The organism is Paenibacillus sp. KN14-4R (assembly GCF_052180255.1).
GTDB lineage: Bacteria > Bacillota > Bacilli > Paenibacillales > NBRC-103111 > Paenibacillus_AM.
Window position 1 is genome coordinate 1,775,254 of record NZ_CP197466.1, and the last position, 17,930, is coordinate 1,793,183.

A 17,930-nucleotide genomic window follows, 5' to 3' on the forward strand; every position below is an offset into this window, starting at 1 on the left:
ATTTACGAATGAAATCGCGGGTCAGCTTGCTTGTTCAATATATGGTCTACCCACGTATAGCATTGTTCCAATTGCTCCTCACTTACAAGACTCGAATTGTGTTCAAACATAATTCTGACATCGCTATTTTCCTCACGAATGATAGTCAAATACGCTTCAATCGGCGCCCAACCCTCTTCAGGACTTAAATGGGGCAGAACGGGGTAGCGATTATTGCGGATACCATCTTTTACTTGCACGTTCCACAGATGGATCGAGTGCGCATACTTCGCATACTTCCTAATGATCTTCAAGGCATCAAAATACGGATCTATTTTCTCTTGAATAAATAATCTTCCTGTATCCAGGCATAGCTTGATTGTTGGATATTGTTCTAGCAATTTTTCCAGATAATCAGTTTCGTATATGTATTTGTTCAACGCATCGAACTCCAAGACGGGTACGAAGTGATACTGTTTACTTTTTTCCGTTAACCATTTGAAAAGAGCTTCGCTTCGCTCCACTAGTTCATCGAATGTGTAATTACTTTCCATCACGTACTCGGAAGGATCAGTAAATCGCCATTGATCCCAATTGACTCTATCATCTAGGATGACCGGTTTTGGATAATGAAACAGCACATATTCAGGCTGAACGGTTGTTAAATAGTCGAGTTCCTCTTGAACGTGCTGGAAAGCTTCTTCTCGGATGGTTTCGTCACTAGATAAGAATGGAGCATCTCGTAGTCGGGAAGGATGCGCACGAAAAGGGTAGTGCACACCGATTTGAAACTTTCTATCCCTCGCCGCTGACATTAGATTTAAACAGTCCTCATGGGTTGTAAACAAACAGGCTTCAATGCCGTGAAAGTCATTTCTAAAATCTTTTTCAAATTTGTTGGAGTCAAAATGACCATATTGACCGATCATGAATTGTTTCAAATAGGACACCTCTTTTTGTCCAATATAGCAATGGATTGACCGATATTCAACTTTGTGCTAAATTTTTAATGATAATGATTATCATTTTCAAAAATAGACAGAGGTGTTTGGTTTGCCTAATGGACTTGTAGATACAGATCATGTGCTTAAGTATCTGGACAAAATGTGGTTTAAACTGCAGAGCATGGATATCGTGCGTGCTAGTGAAATGGAACAGCAGCTGCTAGATTCACATGCGCTTCTTTTACTTAAGAACGGCGAAAGTGAGCTCACGATTGATTATATGGAATATCGATTGAGGCAGGATGCCGTTCATTTTGCGTCACCTGGTCAGACAGTTGGTATTAGTGGAGAGGATGACGGAATTGGTGAACTGTATGTGATCCGCTTCGATGTTTATTGGGACTCAGGCACGCCAGACGAATGTAACTTGCAAGGTGAACTTCCCATTCATCGAGATGCGGAATCGGTTATGTTATGCGAATTGATCTATAGCTGTACGTGCAGTGAGTATCCTTTGGAGCGGTTTCGTGGGCAGTCTGCTTTTCAGGAACTCTTATTCCATTTATTTAACAATATTCGACTTCTACCGGAGTCTGATCCAAGATCAGCCCTTGATCGCACGAAAGCCTTTATTAATAGCCATTACAGTGAGAACTTAACGATTGATCGACTAGCTGCGATTGCAGATCTCAGTCCTAAATATTACGTTGATTTATTCAAAAAAACGTATGGAAAAAGTGCAATCGATTATATCACTGAGGTTCGACTTCGCCATGCGAAGCAGATGATGGTGCATTCGGATGTTCGGATGCGCGATATTGCTCATCAAGTGGGGTATCATGATGAGTTTTATTTTAGCCGCAAGTTCAAGAAAGAAATGGGCGTATCTCCATCTATCTATGTGAAGAATCGTCGCCGCAAAATTGGTGCTTATTCGTCAGGAATTCTCGGTCAAATGCTTGCGCTCAAGATATTTCCATATGCAGCACCGCTTCATCCGAAATGGACGGCCTATTATTACAAAATGTATCGTTCCGAGATTCCCATTCATCTGAGTGCATATCGGTACAATCAGGATTGGGAAGCGAATATAGAGGTGTTAAAAACGGCCCAGCTGGATATTGTGATATGCGATCAAGATCAATTGCATCCACACGAAAAAGAACAACTAGAAGCCATTGCACCTGTATTGTACATACCGACGCATGCGATAAGTTGGCGAGAGCAGCTTATGCTTACAGCACAATTTATCCACGCTGAACATGAGGCCAAGTGCTGGCTGGAAGCCTATGACCGAAAAGTAAAGGCAGCACAAGAAAGTCTGAAGCGTAAGCTAGGTGATGATTCGATATTCGTCATGAGCATGCATAAGCAGAATGGTTTTATTTCCCCAACTCGTGGGATGAATGATGTGTTGTATCATGATTTGCAATTAAAAATGAACCCGATATTTGATCCCACGAATGACAGACAGACGATATCTGAGGATCAATTAGCAATGATAGATTCAGATCGAATATTAATTAATGTGTGTCAGGAATCTGATTCTTTAAAAGAATGGAAGGTACTGCAGGCATCCCAATTGTGGCAGGATTTAAAAGCTGTACGTAAAAATCAGGTGTATCAGATTTCATCTGACCCATGGCGAGAGTATTCGGCATATGCATGTGAACGTATGATTGACGATGTGGTAAAGCAATTATCGAGACGATAAATGAGGTTGTACAAATGGGTTCTGGAAATTGTCCATGTTCGAATAAGAGAGAGTCGCTTATAATCCAATGAGAATTATTATCAGTAAATTGATAACAATTCTCAATAATATGGAAAATAAGGATTGGAGAGGATATTGATGTTTAAGAAAGTAGGATATAGTGCATTAGCATTAACAATGATGATTGGTCTGACGGCATGTGGTGGAAAAGAGGGAACTGCTCCATCAGCATCTGCTGCGCCAAGTTCAAATAACCAAAGTACACCAGCTACAACAGATAACAAGCCAAGAACAATTCAATATTTAGGAAAAGATTATACCGTACCAGCGAAAACAGACAAAATCGTCATCACAGGTTCGATGGAATCGATGGAAGATGCTTTGGTAATCGATGTTAAACCAACTGGAGCTACGACGGTCGGAGGTCAATTCCCGCAAATTTTTGAAAAAATTACGAAAGACGCCGAGAAAATTGGGGAGAAAACGCAACCTAACATTGAGTCTGTCCTTAAGTTGAAACCGGATGTAATTCTAGCTAGTACGAAGTTTCCGGCAGAATCCATTGAAAAGCTAAATAAAGTTGCAACAACGATTCCGATATCTCACGTTTCAACGAACTGGGAAGCGAATTTGAATTTATTAGCTGAACTGACTGGTAAACAAGATCAAGCAAAACAGGCTATGAAGAAATACCAAGATGATAGTAAAGCACTTAAAGAAAAGATCGGACCTGTCTTGAAAGATAAGAAAGTGCTTGTCATTCGGGTTCGTGTAGGAAATACATTTATTTATCCAGAGGATGTGTTCTTTAACACTTCGATCTACGCGGATCTAGGAGCTTCAGTTCCTGCAGAAGTCAAACAAGCGAAAAATCAACAATTGGTTTCCCTTGAAAAACTGTCCGAAATGAACCCTGATTACTTGTTCGTGCAATTTGCTGAAGATGAGAATAAAGACAAGCCTAAGGCTCTTGATGATTTGCAAAACAACCCAGTTTGGAAAAGTATTCAAGCTGTGAAAGATGGTCATTTGTTCGTCAATATAGTTGATCCTAATCTTCAAGGTGGTACTTTATTTAGCAAAATGACATTCTTGGAAGCTGTAAAAAACAGCAAGATAACTCAAGCAAAGTGAGCTAATAGGCATGCGTATAAAAGTATCAGCACCAGCTCTAATTTTATTGAGCGCACCATTCATACTCATTTGTATTTTGTTCTTATCCATATTATATGGAGCTAAGAACATTGAAATAAGCACGGTACTTGAAGCGCTGATGCATTTTGACCCAGATAATGTGAATCACCAGATCATTATGAATTCTAGGTTTCCGAGAGCAGTTGGATCCGTGTTGATCGGAGCATTCTTAGCGATATCCGGGGCGTTGATGCAGGGGATGACAAGAAATGATCTTGCATCCCCCTCCATTATGGGGGTATCTGACGGTTCCGTGTTTGCGATTACAATATGTATGATTTTTATACCGAATTCCTCCTCTATGGAAATGATCTTGTTTTCATTTTTAGGATCGGCGCTTAGCATTGTGATCGTATTCGGGATGGCATCGATGCTTCCAGGGGGACTTTCTCCTGTTCGAATGGCTATTCTGGGAACAATCATTGGTACTTTTCTGAGCAGTATCTCTGCGGCACTTTCGACTTATTTTCATATGTCTCAAAATATTAGCTTTTGGTACAATGCACGACTGCATCAGATGAATCCGGAACTGATTAAGCTTGCAATACCATTTGCTGCAGTGGGGATCGTGATGGCGATCCTCCTATCTAAATCCATCTCAGTTCTATCTTTGGGTGAAGAGGTTGCGACTGGATTGGGTTTAAAGACTTCCGTTATCAAATTCGCGACGATATGCAGTGTTGTGATCTTAACGGGAATCTCAGTTGCACTTGCTGGAAAAATTGGATTTGTTGGGCTTATCGTGCCTCATATTGCCCGATTCTTAACCGGCTTGGATTATAAATGGGTCATTCCATGTTCAGGTGTGCTGGGTGGTCTTTTTCTAGCATTGTGCGATATCCTAAGTCGTTTCTTGAATTATCCGTTTGAGATGCCGATTGGTGTCGTAACATCTATCCTTGGCGTCCCTTTCTTCCTTTATTTAATTCGAACAAGGGGAGGCGGGAGGCGTGCATAAAGGGTATGGAAACCGATTTACCTTGGTCATGGCAATGGGTATTGTGATTTTATTGGTGACTATGTATGTGAGCATGACGAACGGTACGTTTGATATGAAGTTTACGGACGTGATTCATACACTGCTGCGTATTAATCCGCTTCCTGATTATGACTTGGTCATTTTTGAATTTCGTCTGCCTCGAATAGTCATTGCAGTGCTAGTCGGAATGGGACTTGGTATTGCAGGGGCTGTTATTCAAAGCATTACGAAAAATGGTTTAGCCGATCCTGGCATACTCGGGATCAACTCAGGTGCAGGCGCGGCGATGGTTATTTTTATGTTTTTTTTCCAAGGGAAGATAAAGGGCACGGGATGGGGTTCGATCATGGCTATGCCGCTTTTCGGCCTGATGGGCGGGCTTCTAGCTGCTCTATTGATCTATTTGTTCTCTTGGAAGGATGGAAAACTAGAACCACAGCGCTTATTGTTAACGGGTATTGCAATTGCTTCCGGATTAGGAGCTGTCACTCTATTCCTGACTTTGAAAATGAATCCGAACGATTTTGAGATGGCGGCTGTGTGGAATTCGGGTAGTGTATATAACGCGGATTGGCGCTATATTGTTTCGATTATTCCATGGCTTGTGATTCTCATTCCGATCATTATGAGGAAGAGTTATATTCTGGACTTGTTCCAACTAAGTGAGGACAGCCTTGTTGGTCTAGGTGTAGCTTCTGAAAAAGAAAAAGCGGTGCTGTTACTATGTAGCATCGGGATTGTTAGTGCTTGCGTGTCTGTATCGGGAGGTATTGGATTTGTGGGTCTAATGGCCCCTCATATCGCCAAACGGTTGATAGGTCATGCACATCGACGGATTATTCCAGTGTGCGCGATTGTTGGAGCGTTGCTCGTTACGGTTTCTGATTTTATTGGAAAGACAATCTTCGCACCAGCAGAATTGCCAGTTGGTATCGTCATTGCCATTATTGGAGTTCCTTATTTCATTTTATTGCTTTACAGAAAAAAGGGTCGGAGCTAGGCGAGTAGTTAGCTTCCTTTGCTTTACATAGGGTTTCATCGAGAGGAGTGAAGAGCAGTGAACGAACAATCAAGTAAGCAAGTTGAAGGAAATGGCAGCCCCATCAGTGGGTGTGAAGTGACTATGTTACGTACGGAGCAGTGGGAGATGCGTGCGAGTGGAAGCGAACGTGAATATCGAATTTTTGTCGCTATGCCAAGTGAAGCACCGCCTCCAGCGGGCTATCCGGTTATCTATTTGCTTGATGGTAATGCGATATTCGGCACGATGGTTGAAACGGTACGTGTACAATCACGCAGACCCGAGAAGACAGGGGTGACTCCAGCGGTTATCGTAGGGATTGGCTATCCGACAGAAGCTCCTTTTGATCCTGCAAGGTTTTACGATTTTACATTACCTACTGCAGTTGAGGAGTTACCTAAGAGTTACGATGGGAGTCCATGGCCGGAGATGGGGGGCGCGGAGTCGTTCTTCCAATTTATTGAGGAAGATCTTAAACCTCGGATCGTGAGTAAGTTTGAGATCGATGCCAATCGACAAACGATCTTTGGGCACTCCCTTGGCGGCCTCTTCGTGCTTCAGGTGCTCTTTAAGCATCCGCATGCTTATCAGACGTATATTGCAGGAAGTCCATCTATTCATTGGAATAAGTCATTCATACTGGAAGCGGAGCGGGATTTGGTGTCCCGTTTAGAGCAAGATGGCATGAATGTGAATCTCTTAATTACGGTCGGGGAGCTGGAACAAACACATCCAAGTCGTATGAATGAGAACGCGAAAGCTCTTGCAGATCGTCTAGCTGCTTCAGAAACTTCGAGTCTTAATGTCGAGTTCAAAGAATTTGAGGGAGAAGGTCATGTTTCCGTGCTGCCAGGGTTACTTAGTCGGGCTGCGAGATTTGCTTTAAAACCTTAAGTTTAGCTTCACAGTATTCACCTTTATATCGATATAAAAAACAATCCCTTCAGTGCCTCAGCGCAGAAGGGATTATTTTTCGTGTAAAAGAATACTGTTAAGATGGTATCTGATAACGCGCGAGATCTCATCTGGCGGACAATCTACTCGGTTCGTGACCCCGTGAACGAGTAGCCCATCTACTAATGCATGCAGCCGTCTGGCTTCGAGTTCAGCATCGATGTCTGGTTTAGTTAATTCCAATTTTATCATTACATGAATAATGAGATGGAAAAACCTCGATAGTCCCTCATACATCTCCTGATTGAGCGTTTTCAGTTGGGGATCAGTTAAAGCTTTTCCGATAAAAGATAACCAAACCTCACTTTCAGCAAGACGTTCATCATCCATCGGAACTAATTGGAGAATGGCCCTCTCGATTTCTTCTAATGGTTCTTCATTAAGTGCAATTTGTTCAATTCGCTCTGTAATACGATCGGCGACTAAACGCATGGAGAATTCGAGTAGTTCGGCTTGAGTTGCAAAATAATGACGGAGCGCACCTAATGACATGCCTGCCTCTTCTGCTACACTTCGTACCGATACCGCTTCTAGCCCGCTATGCCGAATGATGCGCCAAGCTGCTTCTGCTAACTTTTCCCGACGAGTATCATGATTTACTATTTTAGGCATAGTTAAATTATATCACTGTTGTTTTTTTAATACAACCGTGCTACAATAACTTCAGTTTATAATACGGTTGTATTAAAAAGGAGTCGCTAAACCTATGCTTGCACTTATTATTGGCTGTGAAATTGGATTTTGGCTTTTTGTTCTTGGGGGACTGTTCTTTAGGTATATCCTTCGAATGAAAAGGGTAGGTTCCATCCTATTGATTTGTACCCCTTTTATTGACTTGCTGCTTGCAGGGGCAACGGTGATTGACTTACGAAATGGAGCAGTCGCAACGAGTATGCATGGTCTTGCAGCCGTGTATATCGGTGTTTCCATTGCATTCGGTCATCGGATGATCAAATGGGCAGACGTTCGATTTGCACATCACTTTGCAGGTGGAACTGCACCAGTTCGAGCTCCTAAGTTCGGAGCAGGGCACGCTCGTCATGAACGTAAGATGTGGTGTCTTCATTTGCTAGGTTGTTTGATTGGGTGTCTACTCCTTTATGGCATGATTCTTTTAGTTGGGGACGAGAGTAGAACAACAAGTTTGTTTGATATCATTCGATTATGGGGAGCCGTGTTAGGCATCGATTTTTTATGGAGTTTCAGCTATACACTCTGGCCGAAACAAGAAAAGAATTCAAAGTCCGTTAGGTATTAAATGAAGAGTGAGTAAGCCGCCACAAATTCAAACGTGATGAGAAAGAGCAGTGTCAATGGAATTGACCTGCTCTTTTTGTAATTCACTTTTTTAAGAAATCTATGAAAATGTCCGATTTGCACAAGCAGTATTGATTACGGACTCATAAGCTTAAATAGATACTTATTAAGAGAGGGCTTAAATCTCTGAAAATGATCGTAAACTAAGGATGGTGGGAATGTGAAAGTTCTGATGCTGGTATCGAGGTTGAATACGGGAGGAACTGAAAAATACATTCTCTCTGTCTCTCGATATTTAATTTCCAAAGGGTTTCAAGTAGGTGTTGCGACTAGAAGAGGGCCACTTTTAAAATCATTTATACAAGCAGGGATTAAAGTTCATTTTCTCCCTCCTAGAAAAAAATCGCTAGCAACTCAAGTATCCTCTCTATCCTCGATCGTAACTAAGGGAAGATACAAGGTTGTTCATGCGCATGATTCAAAGTCATTTCGTCATGCTGCAATTTTGCATCATCAACTTAAAATACCATTTATTGCGACAATACATGGTACTTATCATACTCAGTTTGCTTTAAAAGAGATGTCGAAAGTGGCAAAACGTCTCATTGTGGTGTCACCGCAGTTATCTAGCTGGTTAGTTAGACAAATTCACATACCTGCGAAAAAAATTCGGATGATTCCCAATGGCATTAACACCTTAGTTTTTCATACATTTTCCATTAAAAAGAAGTGGAGAAAAGTACTTTCCTTACCACAATCGGCTCAGATTCTAGTCTATGCAGGAAGATTTTCTCGAGATAAAATTCAAATCGCAAAAAAAGTGATCTTAGCATCAGAGATCGTTGCTAGAAATAATCCTAACTTTGTAGCTGTTCTATTCGGACCGGGGACTTACGCGATGAGATCCAAACTTTTAGCACTTGCAGCTAAAGTAAACGGTCGTCTTGGTAGGCAAGCTATCTATATCCGACATGCTTTATCTGATATTCAACATGCTTATTTTGCAGGAGATGTTATTGTGGGAACAGGACGCGTTGCTCTTGAAGGGATGGCGTGTGCGAGACCAGTTATCGCGGCAGGAGTAGCGGGATATTGTGGTTTAATTAAACCTAAAAATTTGAATAAAATCGTTCGAGCTCATTTTGGAGATCATGGAGCACTAGAAGCTACAACGATTGGTAAGTTATCGGATGATATCTCTAAACTATTGAATACCCCCAAAAAGGCTCGATTCCTAGGTAAATTTGGTGCAAGAACAGTGAGAAAGAGATTCTCAATTGAAAAAATCGGGAACGAGCTTATTCGTGTTTATGGTAATCTCTAAATTGTTTGGGTGAGCGATGATTCAGGCGGCGGAACATGCCATAGAAATGGCCAAGATTGGAGATTCCGACTGTTTCAGCGATTTCTGAAATGCTCCTGTCGCTTGTAAGCAGTAGTTGTTCGGCTTTTTTAACCCGTTTAAAGACAACAAAATCTGTGAAAGTCATTCCGATAGCTTTTTTGAAAGATTTAATGAAATGGGTATAGCTCATGTTGAGCATATGGCTGATTTCAGTAATAGACAGCTTCTCGCTTAAGTTTTCTTCGACGTAATCGATGGCAGGTTGAAGCCTACCGATTAGTCGATTGTCGTTATAGTTCAATTGCTGCTTCGTATCGTTGCGAAGCAGCAGCAATAAGATGTTCTTGATCCGATAAGAGATGGCGAGCTCATAGCCAATTTGGGCATCGTTCATCTCTTGATAGATTTCGCAGATAAGGGCTGCTGTTTGCATTCGGGCATTCATGTTGTCTTCATATACATAATTAAGCGAACTAAGCGGACGAATAACCTCAGAGAAATGCTGCATGTTGTTTAACGTGTTAAGATCCCAATATTTATGCAAGTCGATCTGGAATACAATCTGACTTGTATTGCCTTCCTTCGTCTGCAGGGTAAAGTGTGGTTCACTGGAACCGATGACTGCGATATCTCCTTTTCGAAGTACCCGTTGCTCTTCTTTGTAGAATAAAATGAGTTCCCCTTCCTGAATGTATAGGAACTCCACCTCTTTGTGATAATGCCAATCGTAAAATTTCTTCTGTTTCCATTCTTGTTCTCTTCGCATTCTTATTTCTTCAGAGGCAAAATACTCGGAATCCTGCTGCCATATCCGTATAGCTAGAAAAGGATTCTGATAAACGACTTGTTCGTGATGCATTTCAGGGTACATGCTTGTGCTCCTTACTGATTGTACTTTCGACAAGATCGCGTAATATATTTTTAATATAAACGCTATTTATATCGATAGCAATGACAGAATACCGTATAAAATAAATCGAAAAAGAAATCGAATGTCCTTTTTGTCTGAGATAAGATAGAGAAGAGAAGAAAATCCAAACTAAAGGGAGAGTCCAACCGATGAGCAAAGGAATCAATGCTACAATTTGGAACGAGTACCGGCATGAGAAAATGAACGAAAAAGCAGCATCTATTTATCCACAAGGGATGCACACCGTAATCGCAGAAGGTCTTAAGGTTAAAGGAAATATTACCCTAGCTACGTTGGACGAACCCGAACATGGATTGACCGAAGAAGTATTAAACAATACTGATGTCCTTATCTGGTGGGGACATATCGCACATGGAGAAGTTCAGGACGAGATTGTAGAAAGGGTATATCAACGTGTTCTCAAAGGAATGGGATTGATTGTACTTCACTCTGGACATTTTTCCAAAATATTCAAGAAGTTAATGGGAACCTCCTGTGATTTGAAGTGGCGGGAAGTAGGTGAGAAGGAGCGTATTTGGGTCGTTAACCCGGGTCATCCGATCACAGAAGGCATTGGTGAATATGTCGTGCTTCCAGAAGAAGAAATGTATGGCGAGCACTTCGATATCCCGCAACCTGATGAATTAGTGATGGTGAGTTGGTTTGAAGGAGGAGAAGTGTTCCGCAGTGGGTGCTGTTATACGCGTGGTATGGGGAAAATTTTCTATTTCCGACCTGGCCACGAAACTTACCCGACCTATTATAACCCGCAAGTCCGCAAGATTATTTCCAATGCAGTAAAATGGGCTGCTCCAATTGAGCGCGAATATCCCCGGTATGGGAATGCCCAACCACTTGAAAGCATGGAGGATAAAAGCCAATGACACTAAAGGTAGGGGTAGTTGGTACAGGTGGTATTTTCAAAGGGGCTCATTTACCAGGTTGGATGACACATAAAGAAGTAGAAGTTGTCGCGTTCTGTGATGCATTCCGTTCGTCTGCAGAAGAAGTTTCTAAAGACTTTCCAGATGCTAAGGTATATGACAATTATCGTGAGCTGTTGGGTGATTCATCTATCGATATCGTTGGAATCAGCACGCCGAACTTGTATCATTCTGAAATTGCAATTGCTGCGCTGCAAAGTGGCAAGCACGTATTTTGCGAAAAGCCGGATGCGATTAATCCGATCGAAGCGCAGAAGATGGCGGATGCCTCACGCGATTCGGGTAAGCTGCTTATGGTGATGCGTAATAATCGGTTCAGCGAGGAAGCAAAATTCGCTAAGCGTGTCATCGAGAAAGGGCAGCTTGGAGATTTGTACATGGGGCGATGCGGCTGGATTCGACGTCGGGGTATCCCAGGGCGTGGAGGTTGGTTCACGACAAAGGAATTATCAGGAGGTGGGCCGCTTATCGATCTTGGCGTGCATATGATCGATTTGGCTATGTGGTTGAGCGGAAATCCGAAGCCGGTTACAGTATCAGGCTCGACTTATCGTAAGTTCGCAGATCGGCCAGACGCGTCAGGTATTTTCCCAGAGGGGACGTTTGATGTGGAAGATTTAGCAGCAGGTTTTATCCGTTTTGACAACGGCGCATCGCTGCAAATCGAATTTAGTTGGGCTTCCAACATTGAAGAGGAGAAGAAATTCCTCGAATGGAGAGGTACTGAAGGTGGGTTTAGCCTTATTAATGATAAGCTGAGTCTCTTTACTGAGAATGAAGGCGTACTTATCGACCAGAAACCTCAATTTATTGCTGCACAGATCCCTCAACATACGGCAAATATTCACCATTTTATCGAGTGTGTCCTTGGACGTGAAACACCGATTATCATACCTGACCACGGCGTGGACATGATTAAGATCCTCTGTGCGATATATGAGTCTGCTGAGAGGGGTCGTGAGATCGTCCTGTAAGGCAGATTTTCGATATCGGAAACTTTTGGAAAAATACTTCTTCATTTCGTATGCCGATTTGCTGTATACTTCTCATGGGTCTATTAAACTATTTTATTCATTTAATACATTGTTGGGAAGTGCGCCGATTTATGGATAAACAGGGATTGTATGAAAGTACGCAAGTGTTAGAAGGAAAAACAGTGTTAGCAGCATTAGAGCAATCATTAGCGATGATAGAGTTTAATTCAGAAGGTGATGTTCTCTGGGCTAATGAACATTTTGCACGTGCAATGGGCTATCAGGTTTCGGAACTATCGGGCATGCACCATCGTCAATTTTGTACAGCGGATTTTGCAAAAAGTCCAGGTTATGTAATGCTTTGGAATAATCTGAGAAGTGGTTTGAAATTTCAAGAGAAGATTGTTCGCGTGGCAAAAGACGGAAGGATTCTCCATTTCGAAGCCACGTACATGCCAGTTCGCAATGAAGATGGTCAAATCGTGGCTGTCCTGAAAGTGGCAACGGACATCACAGCAAGGGAAATAGCTACGACCCAATTAACAAGTGAATTACAACAAATGGCTGAAGATTTACATCAACGAACAGAAGAAGGTTTAAACCGCAGTCAACAAGTAGCTGTCGCTATAGAGCATGTGCTAAGCGATAATGAGAGCAACTTGAACTTGCTACATGACTTAGAACAACAAACAACAGCCATTCATGGCGTTGTAGAAACAATCCGGGGGTTCGCTTCCCAAACGAAACTCCTCGCCTTGAATGCAGCGATAGAAGCAGCACATGCAAGGGAACATGGTCGCAGCTTTAATGTTGTAGCCACCGAAGTGCGGAAACTGGCGAGCCAAGTTGAAGAAGCTGCTATAGCGATTCAAGCTACCGTCGAGGGAATTTCGAAACAGGTCGATAAGGTTAGCGGGGGCACGAAAAGTTCGCAGAAAACAATCGATAAAAGCCAACATCTCATCCAACAAGCTGTCGATGAGTTTGTAGGAATCGGCGAATCTGCGGGCAAGCTGGATATACAAGCTAAGACTTTAAGTCAATTAATGTAAGTGTAATTAAGGGAATTCGTAGACGTTAGGCAACTTAGCCTAGCGTCTTTCACGCGAGCCAGCGTACAGTTGCAAGTAAGAGAATCAGTAGCACTAAGGGTTACCTTTTTTCAAATTGACATGAAGATAAGGATCATATACAATCAGGAAAATATAGAAAACATAATATTTTCCGTGTTTTATGGATAGGAGCTGAATTCAAATTGAAGCAAAGAATCATGCAGCAGGCACAACAAGAAATTTTCAGATCAGGCTTCCGCTTCACAATAGCAGATATAGCTAGACAATGCGGTGTAAGCACGAAAACCATCTACGAATGGTATTCCTCTAAGGAAGAATTGATTCATGATATGGTGCAGCAAGCGATTGATGAGATTAAAAAGCGAGAGCAAGCTATTATTCATGATCAGACATTGAACACAATGGATAAATTGAGGGCTTTACTCGTACTGCTTCCGCAGGATTTTCAGTTTTTTGATATCAAGCGTCTGTTCGAGTTGCAGCGTTATTACCCTGAGGTGTGGAAATATCTGAACTCCTTTATGGAAGAGCAGTGGGACGGAGTAAAGCAAATTGTTGCAGTGGCTCAGGCTGAAGGACTGCTGGGGACGTTTAATGAGGAACTATTTATACAGTTGTACATTGGAGGGCTCAACCGGTTGATGGAGCAAGCCTCCGTCAATCAGGTCGGGTTAACACTAGGAGAAGCCTTGGATGAAATGGTGGATATTATGATAAACGGGATAAGGTTGAGGTGACGGTATGTCTTGGTTATTGCTGGTACTTGCTATAGTGGCAGAGGTGGCAGGCACTACATTTATGAAGCTATCGATGGGATTTACGAAGTTGGGTCCTTCTATTCTGCTAGTGGTCTTTTATCTACTCAGTTTGTTCTTACTGAATCTAGCGTTGAAGGGGATACCTGTAAGTATTGCATATGCCATTTGGTCTGGAATGGGAACCGCCATTGTTGTCGGCATCGGCTGGGCGCTATTTGGAGAGCAGTTGACAACCTTGAAGCTCATTTCCTTGCTGCTGATCATTGCAGGAGTAGTAGGATTGAATCTAAGTAGTAGCGGTCATGCAAGGGTGGAAAGCGAAGTCCAACAAGAGCATTCGATGAATACAACTGGGCTAAAGGAGTGGTAAAGATGAGCGGTAAACTAAGGGGATTACTGTTATTTACAGATATTTCATTTCTTATATATTGGTTTGTTACATACTTTCATTTAATCCCACCCAGCTATGCGTATCAGGATTATAATAACAAGCTGCTTGTGATCTGGAACTGGTCCTTTTTTCCGCCTGATGTCTTGATCTCGGTGACAGGGTTACTTAGTCTTTATTATTATCGCAAGTCCAATGCAGTATGGCAGCCACTGGTACTGATTTCACTGGTTCTTACCTCCTGTTCGGGACTACAGGCCATCGCATTCTGGGTTATCAAGGGGGATTATGACCTCCTATGGTGGATTCCGAATCTATTCCTGCTTCTTTATCCACTGTTCTTTGTTCCTGGGTTGGTTCGCAGAGTTTCACAAGTTATTAGAAATGAATCATACTGATCTTCCGAAGACGCAGGGTACCGAGATAGGCTACATTCATCGTCTCAATAACGATGTTAACCTTTCGTTTTTCGACAAATATGTGAAAGGTGATGACTCTATTGTATTGGAAGAAGTAGCTACTCGTTATTCAGAAATAGGATTTGTAAGACACTGAAGCACGATTTTTAAGAACCTCGTTTATTTCTGACGAGGTTTTTTCCAATGCGGATAAGGGTTGGTATTGGAAATATTTTCAAAGTTGTGTAATAAACAGTACAATTAATTCTGAGAATTCAATGAAAATGAAAATTGTCATGCTAAATTTGAAGGGGTGCATCGTCTAATGGTCGTCAAAATACTTATCGTGGATGATGACGCTCACATTCGTGAGCTTTTGGCTAGCCAGCCAGGTCAAATATTCACTAGGGAACAACTCATCACGCACATATGGCGGATGAATTATGAAGGGGATGATCGGACCGTCGTTGTGCACATCAAGCGGATAAGTTTGCTGGTGATGCATTCTCATTGCCGCCAGATACTTGGTAAAGGCTTTAAAGAGCAACCAACTGGTTACAGAAGGTGACCGTATGTATGATCTGGGCATCATTATTTCTTAAGATTTTCGTAAGAATCGGATAAGAAAAAAGAAAGCTCCGTTATGTACAATTACGAAATAAGAGAGAATAACCGTTTTAAGGAAGGTGAACGAATTGGGTTTCAAAATACGTAAAACTACAATACAGTCCCTCTGGATGATGTGGGAAAAAGCTTTTGCATTACTTTCACATTTTCGCGGATCGCATAAGTCAAGCTTTGGCATTTGCAGCGTCATGCTTAAAAAACACCGGGGAGAAGCTATTGTATGCCAGGACTCTACGGTTATCAATCAGGGAGAATGGGTAGGGGAGCTCCACCTTGACAATGAAAGGATCTTGAAGTTGATCCAGTCCGAAGGGTCAGATCGTGCTGCACTCCAAACGGCTCGTATGCTGCGTAAATCAATGAAACAAATCAATGAAGCTTTCGAATCGCAGTCCGAGTTCAGGCAGGTCAAGGCTTTACTAGGCATTACACTGCTCCACCGGGGAATAACGCACGGTCTTGGTTTTGAACAACAACAGATGAAGCCAGGTGTCTTCGAACGCATCACCACCATCTATCTGCGATTGCTGCTCTCTGCTATGCACCCAGAAGGAAGACAAAGAATCAGTCGGCGCACCGAACAACTGGTTCCGATGTTACTGATCCATTCACGAGCGTCACTAAAGAATCGATTCTCACCCGAACCGAAAATCGCTGGTTAAATCGATATGGAGGAAGAATCATGTTTACATACTGTGTAATCGGAATATTATGTTCCATCACGTTTTACATGCTTATCCCGAGCTTGATTACGCGAGTGATCGGCTGGGGTGTCTTACGTAAAGGCTCGATAAAAAAACAAGTAGCTTTCACGTTTGATGATGGGCCAAACCCACAATATACGCCAAGGTTGTTAGACTTATTGAAATTGCATCAAGTAAAAGCTACATTTTTCGTGCTCGGATCGCAAGCAGAGCAGTATCCTGAATTAATTCGAAGAATGGATCAAGAAGGTCATCAGATTGGTATTCATAATTACCGTCATAAGTCTAACTGGTTGATGCTTCCAAGTACAATCCGGCGTGAGCACCTAGATCGCTCGGCTGATATTATAGAGTCTATTGTCGGAACTAGACCGAACTATTACCGTCCACCTTGGGGATTAATTAATTTATTCGATTTCTTTCGTTCCAAGCAATACCGAATTGCGCTATGGTCGCTGATGGGTGGGGATTGGAGTAGTTTGAACTGCCAAACGCGGATGAAGTCCACACTGCTAGGTGGAATTACGGATGGCTCGGTTGTATTACTTCATGACAGCGGTGAGACGATGGGCGCTGACAAGCATGCTCCTTATTTTATGCTGCAAGCTTTAGATGAAGTACTGAATCAACTAAAGACAAGAAATCTGAAGTTCGTTCGTCTTGACGAGATGGCATAAACTTTTCGTAATATATGAAGATAAAGGGACTGCTTATTGTAGCAGTCTCTTTATTGCATCGTGTCATAATTTAACATTGACTTGGAAGCTACTACTGCGATTCGTGTTGTAAGTGAGAAAAAAGAGTTAGTGACCTTTGACATGATCGTTCATGTTCCGCCACATACACCAGCGGAGATGAACATCTATGCTTGGTTTCCTTTACTTTATAATCCGAGCAATGGTACTTACTACAATCGACTGCAAGTGCCTCTACATGCTGAGTTTATTTACCAAATCAGCAGACAGGATGGAATTGTTGAGGTTGATGAGAGCCTGTTAAGCACCAATATAAAGCTGTAGAGGATGCTGTAATTGAAATTAAAGTCGAAGATTGGAGGAGGAATGAATCATGAAAAAATAGTTATGGGATTTATTTGCGGTGCTATCTTCTTCTCAGGAATATCTGCCTCTGCAACGAACATCACAGCGGAAACCGAAGATTATAAGGGTTCAACTTCTAGTGATCAGAATGTGAAATTACAGAAGATCCCTGTTACACAAAAGATAAATGAGGTTGAAGTTACCGTACATGCCATCAGGCTTACGGAAAAGACAACTGACTTTGAAATTACAATCAAAAACAATACAGACGATGAGAATATCACACCTGATTTGCTCAGCTCGCTCGTAGGGGCGAACGATGATGTCGCAGGGAAAACGTACGAAACGGTGGGAATCTCTCCTCTAAATCCTGGTTTTGGTACGGTTACAATCAAGCCCAAGAAAGAAATACATGGTTGGGTGAGGCATCAAGGTTTGGTGGAAAAAAATATTGAAAACCTAACTTTTCAACTTTCGTTAAATGGAAAAAGTGAAAAACGAACATTTACGTTCCATATTGATTGTAAGGATATGAAGTTCCGCACGCTCTAAAAAGTATGGATCGCTAAATGATCGCATACCCGTAACAGACACTAGACACTACCGTGGTAGAGGGTAGTGTCTGTTTGTATTTTGATTCATACCCAATAGCCATGCCATCTGCTTAACAGCAGCAATGATCGGAATTTGGAAATGTTGTTTGATCACAGCGGTATAGGGCACCTGA

21 protein-coding genes are annotated in these 17,930 nt (G+C 42.1%); 18 read left to right on the top strand and 3 right to left on the bottom strand.

The features are described 5' to 3' along the window. Positions 1–2: 2 nt before the first annotated feature. Positions 3–920 (bottom strand): sugar phosphate isomerase/epimerase family protein, encoded by a 918-nt coding sequence (locus tag ACSBOP_RS08345; RefSeq protein ID WP_442603950.1) that lies wholly within the window; start codon positions 918–920, stop codon positions 3–5. Positions 921–1,023: 103 nt separating this feature from the next. On the opposite strand from ACSBOP_RS08345, the gene ACSBOP_RS08350 reads away from it, so the two are divergent. The 5 genes from ACSBOP_RS08350 (at position 1,024) to ACSBOP_RS08370 (ending at position 6,725) form a co-directional block, all read left to right on the top strand. Further along, positions 1,024–2,637, top strand: coding sequence for an AraC family transcriptional regulator (locus tag ACSBOP_RS08350; protein ID WP_442603951.1), 1,614 nt, complete (start codon positions 1,024–1,026; stop codon positions 2,635–2,637). A 138-nt stretch (positions 2,638–2,775) separates the two neighbouring features. Next, positions 2,776–3,771: an ABC transporter substrate-binding protein gene (locus ACSBOP_RS08355; protein WP_442603952.1), complete on the top strand. Its 996-nt coding sequence runs from the start codon at positions 2,776–2,778 to the stop codon at positions 3,769–3,771. Positions 3,772–3,781: 10 nt separating this feature from the next. After that, positions 3,782–4,789, top strand: a complete 1,008-nt coding sequence (locus ACSBOP_RS08360) for a FecCD family ABC transporter permease (protein ID WP_442603953.1) — start codon at positions 3,782–3,784, stop codon at positions 4,787–4,789. A 34-nt stretch (positions 4,790–4,823) separates the two neighbouring features. Continuing rightward, positions 4,824–5,810 (top strand): FecCD family ABC transporter permease, encoded by a 987-nt coding sequence (locus ACSBOP_RS08365; RefSeq protein ID WP_442604422.1) that lies wholly within the window; start codon positions 4,824–4,826, stop codon positions 5,808–5,810. A 57-nt stretch (positions 5,811–5,867) separates the two neighbouring features. Then, positions 5,868–6,725 (top strand): alpha/beta hydrolase, encoded by an 858-nt coding sequence (locus ACSBOP_RS08370; RefSeq protein ID WP_442603954.1) that lies wholly within the window; start codon positions 5,868–5,870, stop codon positions 6,723–6,725. Positions 6,726–6,797: 72 nt separating this feature from the next. Here ACSBOP_RS08370 and ACSBOP_RS08375 read toward each other — a convergent pair whose 3' ends face one another. Beyond that, the gene (locus ACSBOP_RS08375; RefSeq protein WP_442603955.1) at positions 6,798–7,397 is read right to left on the bottom strand and encodes a TetR/AcrR family transcriptional regulator; all 600 of its coding nucleotides are present in this window, start codon (positions 7,395–7,397) and stop codon (positions 6,798–6,800) included. A 94-nt stretch (positions 7,398–7,491) separates the two neighbouring features. On the opposite strand from ACSBOP_RS08375, the gene ACSBOP_RS08380 reads away from it, so the two are divergent. Further along, on the top strand, positions 7,492–8,043 hold the full coding sequence (locus ACSBOP_RS08380) for a hypothetical protein (RefSeq protein ID WP_442603956.1): 552 nt from the start codon (positions 7,492–7,494) through the stop codon (positions 8,041–8,043). Positions 8,044–8,262: 219 nt separating this feature from the next. Beyond that, entirely contained in the window at positions 8,263–9,366 is a 1,104-nt protein-coding gene (locus tag ACSBOP_RS08385) for a glycosyltransferase (protein WP_442603957.1), read from the top strand. Here the strand turns inward: ACSBOP_RS08385 and ACSBOP_RS08390 are convergent. Further along, positions 9,341–10,258, bottom strand: a complete 918-nt coding sequence (locus tag ACSBOP_RS08390) for a helix-turn-helix domain-containing protein (protein WP_442603958.1) — start codon at positions 10,256–10,258, stop codon at positions 9,341–9,343. The genes ACSBOP_RS08385 and ACSBOP_RS08390 overlap by 26 nt on opposite strands. A 188-nt stretch (positions 10,259–10,446) precedes the next feature. On the opposite strand from ACSBOP_RS08390, the gene ACSBOP_RS08395 reads away from it, so the two are divergent. From ACSBOP_RS08395 to ACSBOP_RS08445, 11 genes are all read left to right on the top strand, one after another. Beyond that, the gene (locus ACSBOP_RS08395; RefSeq protein ID WP_442603959.1) at positions 10,447–11,181 is read left to right on the top strand and encodes a ThuA domain-containing protein; all 735 of its coding nucleotides are present in this window, start codon (positions 10,447–10,449) and stop codon (positions 11,179–11,181) included. Next, positions 11,178–12,215, top strand: coding sequence for a Gfo/Idh/MocA family protein (locus ACSBOP_RS08400; protein WP_442603960.1), 1,038 nt, complete (start codon positions 11,178–11,180; stop codon positions 12,213–12,215). Before ACSBOP_RS08395 ends, ACSBOP_RS08400 begins: the two co-directional genes overlap by 4 nt. Before the next feature lie 131 nt (positions 12,216–12,346). Next, positions 12,347–13,267, top strand: a complete 921-nt coding sequence (locus ACSBOP_RS08405; protein WP_442603961.1) for a methyl-accepting chemotaxis protein — start codon at positions 12,347–12,349, stop codon at positions 13,265–13,267. Between the two features lie 203 nt (positions 13,268–13,470). Next, positions 13,471–14,025 carry a TetR/AcrR family transcriptional regulator gene (locus ACSBOP_RS08410; RefSeq protein ID WP_442603962.1) on the top strand — a complete coding sequence of 185 codons (555 nt, stop codon included), beginning with the start codon at positions 13,471–13,473 and terminating at the stop codon, positions 14,023–14,025. 4 nt (positions 14,026–14,029) lie between these two features. Then, entirely contained in the window at positions 14,030–14,416 is a 387-nt protein-coding gene (locus tag ACSBOP_RS08415; protein ID WP_442603963.1) for a DMT family transporter, read from the top strand. Positions 14,417–14,418: 2 nt separating this feature from the next. Then, the gene (locus ACSBOP_RS08420; RefSeq protein WP_442603964.1) at positions 14,419–14,832 is read left to right on the top strand and encodes a DUF5360 family protein; all 414 of its coding nucleotides are present in this window, start codon (positions 14,419–14,421) and stop codon (positions 14,830–14,832) included. A 325-nt stretch (positions 14,833–15,157) separates the two neighbouring features. Further along, positions 15,158–15,400: a DNA-binding response regulator gene (locus ACSBOP_RS08425; protein ID WP_442603965.1), complete on the top strand. Its 243-nt coding sequence runs from the start codon at positions 15,158–15,160 to the stop codon at positions 15,398–15,400. Positions 15,401–15,572: 172 nt separating this feature from the next. Continuing rightward, positions 15,573–16,121 (top strand): YkoP family protein, encoded by a 549-nt coding sequence (locus ACSBOP_RS08430; protein ID WP_442604423.1) that lies wholly within the window; start codon positions 15,573–15,575, stop codon positions 16,119–16,121. A gap of 20 nt (positions 16,122–16,141) precedes the next feature. Next, positions 16,142–16,840 carry a polysaccharide deacetylase family protein gene (locus ACSBOP_RS08435; RefSeq protein ID WP_442603966.1) on the top strand — a complete coding sequence of 233 codons (699 nt, stop codon included), beginning with the start codon at positions 16,142–16,144 and terminating at the stop codon, positions 16,838–16,840. A gap of 81 nt (positions 16,841–16,921) precedes the next feature. Further along, positions 16,922–17,182: a hypothetical protein gene (locus ACSBOP_RS08440; protein ID WP_442603967.1), complete on the top strand. Its 261-nt coding sequence runs from the start codon at positions 16,922–16,924 to the stop codon at positions 17,180–17,182. A 42-nt stretch (positions 17,183–17,224) separates the two neighbouring features. Next, the gene (locus tag ACSBOP_RS08445) at positions 17,225–17,755 is read left to right on the top strand and encodes a hypothetical protein (RefSeq protein WP_442603968.1); all 531 of its coding nucleotides are present in this window, start codon (positions 17,225–17,227) and stop codon (positions 17,753–17,755) included. Positions 17,756–17,930 lie beyond the last annotated feature (175 nt).